The 12,343-nt window shown below is 38.5% G+C and carries 10 protein-coding genes; 7 read left to right on the forward strand and 3 right to left on the reverse strand.

Annotation, left to right across the window (positions count from 1 at the left end; genetic code table 11):
- The first annotated feature begins 406 nt into the window (after window positions 1-406).
- From pgaA to pgaD, 4 genes are read left to right on the forward strand one after another with little or no spacing between them, the layout of a single operon-like run.
- Window positions 407-2,878 (forward strand): poly-beta-1,6 N-acetyl-D-glucosamine export porin PgaA, encoded by a 2,472-nt coding sequence (pgaA, locus tag JFY49_RS04365; RefSeq protein WP_200223996.1) that lies wholly within the window; start codon window positions 407-409, stop codon window positions 2,876-2,878.
- Window positions 2,878-4,716, forward strand: coding sequence for a poly-beta-1,6-N-acetyl-D-glucosamine N-deacetylase PgaB (gene pgaB / locus JFY49_RS04370; protein ID WP_200223999.1), 1,839 nt, complete (start codon window positions 2,878-2,880; stop codon window positions 4,714-4,716). Before pgaA ends, pgaB (JFY49_RS04370) begins: the two co-directional genes overlap by 1 nt.
- Complete coding sequence (pgaC, locus tag JFY49_RS04375) at window positions 4,716-5,984, forward strand: poly-beta-1,6-N-acetyl-D-glucosamine synthase (protein WP_086196815.1); 1,269 nt, start codon at window positions 4,716-4,718, stop codon at window positions 5,982-5,984. Before pgaB (JFY49_RS04370) ends, pgaC begins: the two co-directional genes overlap by 1 nt.
- Window positions 5,977-6,483, forward strand: a complete 507-nt coding sequence (pgaD, locus tag JFY49_RS04380; RefSeq protein ID WP_086196814.1) for a poly-beta-1,6-N-acetyl-D-glucosamine biosynthesis protein PgaD — start codon at window positions 5,977-5,979, stop codon at window positions 6,481-6,483. The genes pgaC and pgaD overlap by 8 nt, the downstream gene beginning before the upstream one ends.
- On the opposite strand, the gene pgaB (JFY49_RS04385) is transcribed toward pgaD, so the two are convergent.
- From pgaB (JFY49_RS04385) to JFY49_RS04395, 3 genes are all read right to left on the reverse strand, one after another.
- Entirely contained in the window at window positions 6,449-7,606 is a 1,158-nt protein-coding gene (pgaB, locus tag JFY49_RS04385) for a poly-beta-1,6-N-acetyl-D-glucosamine N-deacetylase PgaB (protein ID WP_227609538.1), read from the reverse strand. The two genes, pgaD and pgaB (JFY49_RS04385), sit on opposite strands and share 35 nt — an antisense overlap.
- 156 nt (window positions 7,607-7,762) lie before the next feature.
- Window positions 7,763-8,107, reverse strand: coding sequence for a VOC family protein (locus JFY49_RS04390; protein ID WP_180042347.1), 345 nt, complete (start codon window positions 8,105-8,107; stop codon window positions 7,763-7,765).
- Between the two features lie 265 nt (window positions 8,108-8,372).
- Complete coding sequence (locus tag JFY49_RS04395; protein WP_180042345.1) at window positions 8,373-8,909, reverse strand: hypothetical protein; 537 nt, start codon at window positions 8,907-8,909, stop codon at window positions 8,373-8,375.
- Window positions 8,910-9,258: 349 nt separating this feature from the next.
- Between JFY49_RS04395 and cysD the strand changes: the two genes are divergently transcribed.
- The 3 genes from cysD to JFY49_RS04410 all read left to right on the forward strand — a co-directional run bounded on the left by cysD (window position 9,259) and on the right by JFY49_RS04410 (window position 12,251).
- Complete coding sequence (gene cysD, locus JFY49_RS04400) at window positions 9,259-10,167, forward strand: sulfate adenylyltransferase subunit CysD (protein ID WP_171522023.1); 909 nt, start codon at window positions 9,259-9,261, stop codon at window positions 10,165-10,167.
- 45 nt (window positions 10,168-10,212) lie between these two features.
- Window positions 10,213-11,829, forward strand: a complete 1,617-nt coding sequence (gene cysN, locus JFY49_RS04405) for a sulfate adenylyltransferase subunit CysN (RefSeq protein WP_200224005.1) — start codon at window positions 10,213-10,215, stop codon at window positions 11,827-11,829.
- Window positions 11,830-11,978: 149 nt separating this feature from the next.
- Window positions 11,979-12,251 (forward strand): hypothetical protein, encoded by a 273-nt coding sequence (locus JFY49_RS04410; RefSeq protein WP_200224008.1) that lies wholly within the window; start codon window positions 11,979-11,981, stop codon window positions 12,249-12,251.
- Window positions 12,252-12,343: the final 92 nt, after the last annotated feature.

Raw genomic sequence — 12,343 nt, forward strand, 5'->3', positions numbered from 1 at the left:
AATAAGTCATTTGAATTGACTGCTTGATAATATTTTAACTTTTGAATATTTTATGTTCCTATAATAATAGAGCATACCTTTTCTGTATGAATAAAAATACTCAACTTATTGAGCATTTTTGATTTATACAAGATATTTATTTTGAGTAATAATGTTTTTATAAAGTGGTTAAGATAAAGGATTATATAAAAAATTAATTATTAAATAAATAAAATATTGTTTTTGAAATAATTCGCTAAGATAAAAAAAACTAATATATTTCACAATTAAAATAATGTGATATTTATCGAATAAAATAATAAAAACACAAAATTATACACAATATTTTTGTTAATATGGTCTTTTATTTATATATTGTGGATTACAATGTGACCATTAATAACAATGAATAAAGAATATTTTAATTATGAACTTTAATCTCACTATACTATCGATCTCCTGTGGGACTTTACTGTTTTCTACATTGTCATTCGCAGAATTGATCTATAAAGACGTTGTTGATCAACAACGTGAAAAAATTGTACCTTTAATTAAACAAGGCCAGGTGGATACTGGATTACAAAAACTCAGGCAATTATTGGGGCGTTATCCCAATAATCAAAAATTGATTGCTGATTTTGTAGTAATGGCTTATGAAAATAAAAAATTTGCAGAATCAGATATTCGCTACCTGAAGGGTATTCAAAGTCAGCAATTTCCAGACTATGGAAAAATATATGTTATTAAGGCATTACGCGACTTAAAGAAATTTGAGCTTGCAGAAAACTGGGCCAAAAACTTTGCCAAAACCGATTCTAATCAACAATGGATCGTTTGGGCAGGAATATTACAAGCAGAAGCCGGTAAAAAGGCTCAGGCGAAAAAAACCCTTTCTCAAGTTGATATTAATCAAGTTGAAGCAGATTATTTATCACAGCTTTCCTATACTTACCGGATACTAGATATGCCTGTTGAGGCATTGAATACGGCTAATCTGGCTCTTGAAAAGAGCAAGGACATGGGTACCGAGGAGCAGTATGCATTAGCATTGCTGAATAATGCAGATTACGCTAATGCGGAAAACTTTATACAAAACAGTAACTCATTAAAAGAGAATACTGATCTCAGAGCCAATGCCAAAATTAGTGAATTTTCTCAGCGGATTCAAAATGCTGTGGAATATTATAAACTTTCAATTTATCGAGGACGAAAACAGCCGTACCAGCAACTCGATGAAGTGCTCGCAGATATGGAGCAATACGAATCACAATTGCCGAATGATCCGAGTTGGAAACGCCGTTTTTATTATGAATACATCTATGCCTTAAACGAGCGAAATCGCTCTAAAAAAGTTTTTGAACAAATTTCAAAAACAGGAGTGCCTCTAGAACAGATGCCTCCTTATGTGCGTCAAGCGATTGCAGATGCTTACTTTAAGAATCAACAACCTCAAATAGCTGAAAAAATTTATAAAAGCTTATTGAATGAAAAGAACTATGCTCATTTTGAGCTATATGCAGGCTTGTATTACTCATTAATTGAACAAGAGAAATATCAGGAAGCTGATCAATTACTCAAAACGATGGACAAGGCATTACCTACTTTCCAATACAGTAATGCTAAAGGTGTGGATAAGGTTACCCATGATGACCGGAGTGAATATTTAGCTTTAGTCGGGCTTAACTACGCCTATCGTCAAGAATATGCCAAAGCAGAACAATACTATGAACAATTAATTGCAAAAGCACCGAATAACGTTCTTTTTCAAAATAATCGCGCATTCATTCAACTTTTGCGTGAAAACCCACAGCGTGCAGAATGGATTGTATCTCAATGGGATGGAGTCATACCTGTAGATGAAGGCATCCGGATCCGTCATTTAGAAAATCTGCGAGCTTTGGAAAATATCCAGCAATGGCGTCTGCAAAGTACTGAACTTATGCAAACCATGCCTGAAGATACGACCGTAATAAAAAATAAAAAACAGCTTGATGACCGTAATCATGCCTCTATTCAACATCAGAGTAACTTTTCAGAAAGTGATTCCGATAACTCGGCTTTACTTAATCGTTTGAAGGGGAATCGTGAGCAGGATCATTTTACCCGCATTCACAGCCCATGGTTTTTTGATAATTATCGTACTTATGTAGATCACAGCTTTCGTTCTGGTGAATATGATACGGGCACAATTGAAGATCAACGTGTAGGTTTGGGACTGGAATGGGCATCACGTCGTAAAGCAGTGAATGTCATGTTGTCTCAGAGTATCGATAATCCACAAGATCAAGACCGTTTTGGGATCAAGGCCAATTGGTCACAATGGCTGAATGATCATTGGCAGTATGCATTCGGATTTAATAGTCAGGCGGATATTCCATTACAGGCCATCCGAAAGGGCAATGAAGGTAAATCTTATACCTTTGATTTGAATTGGCAACAGCATGAATCTCGTAAGGCGGGTCTGGTCTATCAGTTAACTGATATTGATGATGATAATACACGCCAAGAGGTTTCGGCATACCTTAAACAGCAGATTTTCCAGGCTCCGCATCATATTACCAGTTTGACTTTAGCGGGTTATTACAGCCAGAACAAAGATGTCATTGTGGACTATTTCAATCCTGAAGAAAGTTATAGTGCAGAGTTGCATTTACAGCATGAGTGGATTACGTGGCGGAGATATGACCGCAATTTTACTCAAAATTTTGAAGCTACCGTTGGGACTTTTGGACAAGATAATTATTCCGCAAAGCCAATTTATAACGTTTTTTATGGACATGATTGGCAGGTTTCCCGGACTTGGAGTCTGAACTATGGCATAGGATGGGAAACTCATCCTTATGATGGTGAAGATGAAGAAAAAACTTATGCAACAGTGGGCTTTAAAGGAATTTTTTAATGAAACAAGTGATGAAAACCTTACTTTCTGCTGTCATGGTAACGGTCTTCGCCGTTCCTGCGACGGGTTTTACGCAAAATATAACCAAAAATACCACTGAAATACCTGATAACTTATTTGTTACCATTACTTTTCATGATGTTCGAGATGACGTTGCTCGTGAAGGAGATCGGGATCTTTATGCAATCAGTACTAAAAATTTAGGACGCTATTTTGCCTGGCTAAAACAGGAAGGCTGGCAAACCATCAGTTTGCAAGATGTATGGGATGCTCGGCAAAAGAAAAAGAAATTACCAAAAAAATCAGTGTTATTGACCTTTGATGATGGCGCACTCAGTAGTTATACCCGGGTTTTTCCATTATTGAAACAGTATAAATATTTCGCTGCTTTTGCTATTCCGACGAGCTGGATTAACGGGAATACCAAAGATGCTTATGAAGCCTATGGTCAAAATAGCTTAATGTCTTGGGATCAAATGCGTGAAATGCAGCGCTCAGGCCTGGTAGAGTTTGTTTCACATTCGGACAATATGCATAAGGGCATACTTGCCAATCCACAACAAAGTATGCAGCCTGCAGCAATTACACGTCAATTTTTACCAAAATATCAACGTTATGAATCTGATCAAGCTTATCAAAACAGGGTTGTAGAAGATTTACAACAATCCAAGAAAATTTTAGACACTGAATTGGGAATAGATACACGCGCGATATTCTGGCCTTATGGGGCGGTGACCAAGGAAAGTGAAGAACTTGCAGAAAAAGCTGGTTTGCCTATGTCATTTAGCTTGGGCAGTATGTCAACCCTTGCTGATTCGGGGCAAACCTATCAACGTGCCCTAGTAATGAATAATCCAACCCCCGAAATGCTGCATGCAGAAATGCTGGATTTTTTAACTTTTGCAAGCGATATCCACAAACAGCGTAGAAGTTATATCCGTTTTGATTTGGCTGAAATGGTCAGTCCCAATGACAAAATTTTTGATCAAAAACTGGGGCAATTCTTAGATCAGATTAGTGCATTACAAACCAATACTATTTTATTAAAAACCGTAGCTGATGAAAATGGGGACGGAAAAATAGATGTTGCCTATTTTCCTAATCGTCAACTGGGTATGCGTAAGGATTTATTAAATCGTACAGTTTGGCAAGCACGCACCCGTGTGGGTAATCGGGTATATGCTGAATTACCGATCAGTTTACAAACAAAACAGGGACTCAATTTTGCAGATCTTACTGCGGAATTAGTTAAATATAATTCTTCAGTTGAAGGTGTAATGATCGATATTGGAGATGAACTCGACTGCGCGATACAGAAAAAGACTTGGGATGGGGAATGCGCTAAAAAAATAAAACAGGTTTTTGATATAAAAGATCAAGCTAAAAAACATGCAAAATATTACACCAATATCAGTAATAATTATCAAACTGTTTTGAAAATTACCTTAAAGGATAAGCATGTAGATGGATTAATGCCTTTGATGGAATATAGTTTAAATAATAATGATTTTCTTTATATTGAATTTGATCCGGTGAAAGATTCTGGAATATTTAAAACTTTAGAAAAACAACTGGAAAAATTAAACAGTATACAAAAACAGTATTTAATCGTGAGTTTTACAGTAAATCCGAATGGGAAAAGAAGTGATTGGAAAGAATATTCACAATATTATCAGGAATTAAAAAAATTATCCGTACAAAAAATTGGGATTAATAATTATCAATTGAAGGCTGGACAGCAAGTTCAAGGACATCTTTACCAAGATCTAAGTATTAATACCAGTCCACTCACTTATCGTAATCCATATGAAAATAATACTGCGAAGGGGAGGAAATAATGACTGATTCAAGTTTATTTCAAATGAGTGACGTATATTTTGGCTTTGCTTTTTTCTACCCATTATTTATGGCGTGGCTTTGGATTGCGGGGGGAATCTGGTTCTATTTAAAACATGAACGCAAGCAACCATCGTTACCTCATCCTAGCGAACATGGATGCAGTATTATTATTCCTTGTTTTAATGAGGCAGCACAGGTTAGGGATACCATAAAGTTTGCCATGCAAACGCAGTATCCGGATTTTGAAGTCATTGCAGTCAATGATGGTAGTCGAGATAAGACTGCTGAAATTCTAGATGAGCTTTTGCAAAAATATCCAAAACTCAGGGTTGTCCATTTGGCTGAAAATCAGGGCAAGGCCTATGCTTTACGTGCCGGTGCAATGGTGAGTCAAAATGAATATCTAGTTTGTATAGATGGTGATGCATTAATCCATCCTCATGCAGTGTTATGGATGATGCATCATTTAACAAGATATCCACGGGTTGGGGCAGTCACTGGGAATCCTCGTATTTTGAACCGCTCCAGTATTCTGGGCAAAATTCAGGTGGGTGAATTCTCTTCTATTATTGGATTAATTAAACGTGCACAACGTACCTATGGACGCATCTTTACTGTTTCAGGCGCAATCGTTGGTTTTCGTAAAACGGCACTAGACCGGATTGGATATTGGCGCGATGACATGATCACGGAGGATATCGATGTATCATGGCGCTTACAGTTCGATCATTGGGACTTGCAATATGTCCCAAGAGCATTGTGCTATATCTATATGCCTGAAACCTTCAACGGCTTGTGGAAACAGCGTTTGCGTTGGGCACAAGGAGGAGTGGAGGTTTTATTTGCTTATTTACCAAACTTATTTAGGTGGAATCGACGCCGTATGTGGCCTATTGCACTAGAGTCTATTATCAGTGTGGTTTGGGCATATGTGATGTTCGGTATTATTATCTTATATCTATATGGCCTATTTTTTTCTTTACCCGGAGAGTGGGCAATTCAATCTCTCTTTCCACAATGGTACGGGATTATTCTGGGTTTAACTTGCCTGATTCAATTCTTTGTTAGCTTATATATTGATAAACCCTATGATAAAGCCCGAATCTTCAGAAACTATTTTTGGGTCATTTGGTATCCACTGTTCTTCTGGATTCTGACTATGCTGACGACTGTGGTTGCATTACCTAAAACGATTTTCAAGACTCAAAAACGTGCACGTTGGGTAAGCCCAGATCGTGGATTTAGAGGAGAGCCAGAAAATGACTAAAGTCTATAAATATTATTTAATTGAAGATGAATCAAAATTAGAACTACCAGCGTACATTGATCAACCTGAATATGTACGTAATAAAAGCTTGGGTTACAGTTTGCAAATCGTGGGTTGGTTTATGTTTATGTGGTTATTTATGCCAGTGTTGACCCTATTTTTATGGTGGTTTGAAAGTCAAACCATTTATCAGCAACTGGTCATACAAGCTCAACCCAATAGCCAGTTAAGTTTATTGAACCTTGTAGTAATGATTTTAAGCTTTATTGGCGTGCTGTTGCTTTGGGCAACTTATAACTGGGCCCGCTTTTCAGGTAAGGATCGTAGAAAAGCTCCATTAGCGGTCGCGGTACCCCAACTTGCCAGCAGTTTTAAGGTGAATACGGCAGATATTATCAATATGCAACAGGCCAGAAATTTAACCCTTTATTATAATAATAAAGGGTTACTGGAATTCTTTGAGACTAATCACCAGTTAAAAAAGCGGATTTCAGCTTAGAAGGTTGAGGATGTTCCTGTACAAAATCATCGGGGTAATAACCAATATGTTTTACCCCGTGTTTTTCTAAAAACTTGATGGTATCCACAATTTCTTCGGTGGAAAGCTGTTGATTGTTTCGCCAATTCAATGCTTGCAGTTCAAAGATGGTATGACTCAAATCCGGGTCGTATTTTTTTGACTGTTGTATGAGGTCGAAATAGAATTGTTGATGGTCATCCGCTTCTTCCATATAAGGCATCGCCATAATGGCATTGTAGTCATAATATTGATAAGTACTTGGCATGGATTGACTAAACCAGTTTTCACTATGAGGCTCTAATACTACGGGTGCATACATATTACGTGCAGTCAGTAGATGAGGCTGTTGTTGTTTAATGATTTTGCTAATACCTGCGGCAAACTGATCCAGATATGCCGTTTTGAATTTGGCAAATTGTAATTGTTTAGATTGCCGTGGTTGTTTTAATAATTGATCTGCACTAAATCCCCAAGCCCGATACATACTCTGTGCTGGAGCAGAGCTGTCTTCATAATCATTCAGCGTGACATCATCATGGTAGAGCACACCATCTACCGCATTTGATTTGATAAAATCTAAATAAATCTCGGAAACATATTGCAGGTTTTTCGGATCAAATGGGGATACCCGAATATAGCCCTGTTTTCCGCCGTTGTTATGTGAGACATAAGTCAGTTTGTAATTTTTTGGAAACTCCCACGCCATTAAGGGCAACCAGGCATAAATATGCTTGACCTGGGTCTTGCTACGAATCTGGCTGACAAGAAGAGGAAAAAGATTGTCTCTGGTCGGGATGTGGCGGTTTTTAAAGTACACCTGATTGGCTGAACCATTTGCATCGGGATCGGCAAAGGCTTGCAAGAAAATGGTATTGGGTTGAATCTTGTTAATACGTTGTAATAAAGCCTGAAGATTTTCTTGCTGCTGTTCTTTATTTTTATCATATACATAGTCAATATCGATATGCATGATACGCATCTGATCGATTTTGCTGGTTTTTTTTAATGGCGGCACAACTGATTTTTGTGTCATATTTTGCTGCACAATTGCATCAATAGGATGTGGCTTGATCTGTACGAAATCTGCAGCCTGTGTAGCCAATGGCAGACAGGTTAAGCTCCAACAAAGACAATGGCTAAGCCTGCTCTGGTATAAATTTTTTAAATTATTCATTATTATACTCACATTTCTTGGTTATAGAGTTTTAAAAAATATCAATGGGTTGTTTTATTATTAGCTCATCCTGTTAAAGGGTGATCAGGCATGAATCAAATCATCAATCAGCAGCTTTTTCATTTTAAATAACGTTGCTTGTGCATGAGAATTCTGCTTAACAATCTCGCCTAAATTTTCAGGGTGAATTTTCCAGCTCACCCTAAACTGGTCTTTACACCAGCTAGATTGGCTCTCGATTCCTTTTAGCGTGATGCTATTCCAGTCATAATCAATCTCGGTCTGATTTTCGCATTCAATGATTTTTGCTTTTGCCGTATATTCGTTTGTGGCAATCATGTGACTATACGGAAGACTAGAGTAATACCATTCACAGGCTGCTTTGGCATTTTTTCCAAACCACAGGCAAGGATAAATAGAGGTCGTCATTATTATGCTCTATATAGGTCATATAAACAGATAATGTAGCGCTCTACCAGCATGACTCAAGTGAGTTTGTGCAGGCTAATTGTTTAAAATTGATTCAATTTAAATGAAAAATGCAGCCGATGAGACTGCATTTTTTAGCTGGTAAAAATTTATCTAGATTCAATCATTTGTGATATTAAGACTTGATGAATCGGTTAATGGACTAGCTTTAATATTTTATCTTAAATGGACCAAGCTGCATGGCAGCTATCTTAAATAAGCACGATTAAAGTAAACAGGTTTGAATACGCACTTTCATGTTCAATGCCTGTTGCAGAATAAAGGCTTTCATCCAGTTGACCTGTTGTCCCATCGGATTGGTTTTGATGGCTGTCTTCAAGAAATCCAAGTTGGCCTGATTGAACAGTTGTGTTTCAATGGCCTGTTCAAGCTGAGCACTACTGGCTGTCATGGGCAGGCTCACCAGATAAAATGCCTTGGGATAGTTATAAAAGGCATACAACAAGTTAAAGGCTTTTTGATCGGCCTTAAGATTGCCTGCACCAATTTCATAGCTGCGATCCTGATTGCTATGGGTGACACCAATTAAAAAATCAAAATGATTATCCGAAAGTCTTAGTCCAAATTGCAGCCCAATCTGGTCAGCGGTGAGCTCATGTTGCACAAAATTATTCAGGATGGAGCCATCCTCTCCCCAAGGTTCTTGCAGCACCAGTAAATGTGGATTGTGCTGATAGATGTGGCCTGCAAGCTGTGCCTGTTCCAGGCTGGATTTCACGGATTCAATAGTATGGTCTGGCATAGGTATAATTCAAAAGAATACAGGAGATGGGAGAAAGTTTAGTTACTCTATGCAATTTTCAGCATGAATTACATAGATGTTTTAGAGGAATTAACAATCAGATTAGATTTTGTACATTTTAATGTTGGCTTGCGGTAAGGATTATCTCTGAATACAATAATAGATCATCATTTAAGTAAATCATTAATAAAAACTTATACTCTTTATTAGTTAAGCTTTATATGACAAATATGCATATTAATATAATAAAACAAGCAATAGATGTGATAACTAAATCTCTATAATGAATATATATATTTTTAAAAGTGTAATAAGTACACGTTGATCTGAGCTGGTGTTGTCAATGTCCATAACTGAGGAAAGACTTACTCATCTTAAACAGCTTGAAGCTGAGAGTATTCACATTATTCGTGAAGTGGCTGCCGAATTTGAAAATCCGGTCATGTTGTATTCTATTGGTAAAGATTCTGCAGTGATGCTGCATCTTGCTTTAAAAGCCTTTTATCCTGCAAAACTTCCATTCCCGCTATTGCATGTCGATACAGGCTGGAAGTTTAAAGAGATGATCACCTTCCGCGATAACATGGCGAAAACCCATGGTTTCGATTTGATCGTGCATCAAAATAAAGAAGGCGTTGAAGCAGGAATCAATCCGTTTGATCATGGTAGTTCTAAATATACTGACATCATGAAAACCCAGGGCTTAAAACAGGCTTTGGATAAATACGGTTTTGATGCTGCCTTTGGCGGTGCGCGCCGTGACGAAGAAAAATCACGTGCCAAAGAACGTGTTTACTCGTTCCGTGACAGTAAACACCGTTGGGATCCTAAAAACCAGCGTCCAGAACTTTGGAACCTTTACAACGGTAAAGTGAACAAAGGCGAAAGTATTCGTGTGTTCCCGTTATCAAACTGGACTGAACTTGATATCTGGCAATACATCTATTTGGAAAGTATTCCATTAGTACCACTTTATTTGGCTGCAGAACGTCCTGTGGTTGAACGTAGTGGCACACTGATTATGATTGATGATGAACGTATGCCTCTACAAGAGGGCGAAGTTCCACAAATGAAATCGGTACGTTTCCGTACTTTAGGGTGTTACCCACTTACGGGTGCAGTCGAATCAACTGCCAACACCTTGCCGGAAATTATCCAAGAGATGCTCTTGGCGACCAGCTCAGAACGTCAAGGTCGTATGATTGACCATGATGAAGCAGGCTCGATGGAGAAGAAAAAACAGGAAGGTTACTTCTAATTTTTCGATCTGAACCCGATTTCTAAAGTATGTGGAGTTTGAGCGATGTCTCATCAATCTGAACTGATTAGCCAGGATATTTTGGCGTATTTGAAACAACACGAAAATAAAGACTTACTGCGTTTTTTGACCTGCGGTAACGTGGATGATGGTAAATCGACTTTAATCGGTCGTTTGCTTTACGATTCAAAATTGATCTATGAAGATCAATTGCAAGCCGTAACCCGTGATTCTAAAAAAGTTGGGACGACTGGCGATGCACCTGACTTGGCGTTACTTGTGGATGGTTTACAAGCTGAACGTGAGCAGGGCATTACCATTGATGTGGCATATCGTTATTTCTCGACTGAAAAACGTAAGTTCATCATTGCCGATACTCCGGGGCATGAGCAATACACCCGTAACATGGCGACAGGCGCGTCTACCTGTGACCTTGCGATTATCCTTATTGATGCGCGTTATGGTGTACAAACCCAGACCCGTCGTCATACGTATATTGCAAGCTTGCTCGGTATTAAGAACATTATTGTTGCAATCAACAAAATGGACTTGGTTGAATTCTCTGAAGCGCGTTTCAATGAAATTCAGGCCGATTATGCCAACTTCGTAAGCCAATTGGGCGACCGTAAGCCAAGCAATATCATCTTTACGCCTATTTCTGCATTGAATGGCGATAACGTGGTGAACAAGTCGCCAAATACGCCATGGTACAAGGGCGAAACCTTAATGGGTACGCTTGAGTCTGTAGAAATTAACCGTGATACCGCGAAACGTGATTTCCGTTTCCCTGTGCAATATGTGAACCGTCCAAACCTGGATTTCCGTGGTTTTGCCGGGACAATTGCGCTGGGTGAAATCAATGTCGGCGATACAGTTGTGGCTTTACCATCTGGTAAATCTTCAACGGTTAAAGAAATCGTGACTTTTGATGGCAACCTTGAACATGCATTTGCTGGTCAAGCGGTGACATTAACCCTGAACGATGAAATTGATGTATCACGCGGCAATATGCTGGTTCGTGCAGATCAGGGAATTCCTGCCATTTCACGTTCGGTTAAAGCGACTGTGGTATGGATGGCGGATCAACCGCTGGTGATTGGCAAGTTGTATAACATTAAAATTGGTACACAAACGGTTCCTGCCAAAGTGACTGGCATTAACTTCCGTACCAATGTAAATACACTTGAACAAATGCAAGTGGATCATCTGGATCTGAATGCGATTGCCAATGTGACTGTTGAATTTGATGCGCCAGTGGTCTTTGACCGTTATCAGGACAGCCGTTACACCGGTTCGTTTATCTTCATTGATCGCTTGAATAACGTCACGATTGGTGCGGGTATGGTGGAAGAGTCTGTTGAATGGACTGCGCATAGCAACCCTGTAACAGCGGAAGACCGTGCGGCACGTTTAGGCCAAAAACCTGCGTCAATTACGGTATCTGCCAAAGCACTGGAAAATGCACAAGCGCTCGAAAACCTGTTGCTTCAACAAGGTATTGTCGCGATTGCGAGAGCTGATCTTGATGCTGCACAAGTTGCACTGCTTCGTGAAACAGGTATTGCGGTCATTACCACTGTTGCAGAAGCTACAGATGTAAGCTTCACGCAAGAGTCAGTTGAAGAACTGGCTGAGAAGATTGTGGAATTGGTTCGTCTGTAATGGATTGAATTGATTTAAAATAACCCGCTGAAAAGGCGGGTTTTTTTATTTGTGTAAGTTTTAAATGTCTGAATAATATACAGTCATTCGAAAGTTGAACATTCACTTAAATTACTTCTCGATACAATACAAAGATTGAGGGGGTATTTATGAAAAAATTATTTATTTTAATGGGGGTATGTTTAGCCTTTGGTGTGGAAGCTAAACAAAGTAATGAAAGTACAGAAGCGATTAAGCAAAAAATAATTCAGCAATCGATTGAAAGTTATCCCGGGAATTGTCCATGTCCTTATAATACTGCGAGGAATGGTAGTCGTTGTGGGAAACGCAGTGCCTATAATCGGGCAGGTGGTTATGCGCCGCTTTGTTATCCGGAAGATGTTAGTGATCGGATGGTGAGGGGATATAAAAACAAAGGTTAATAATATTATTTTTTTAATTGTTGTAATATTGATTTTATTTAGGTGATTAAAAAATAAAAATGATTACAGATATTCCTGATTCAGAATTTTTC

It is taken from the genome of Acinetobacter sp. CS-2 (assembly GCF_016599715.1).
Classification (GTDB): Bacteria; Pseudomonadota; Gammaproteobacteria; order Pseudomonadales; family Moraxellaceae; genus Acinetobacter.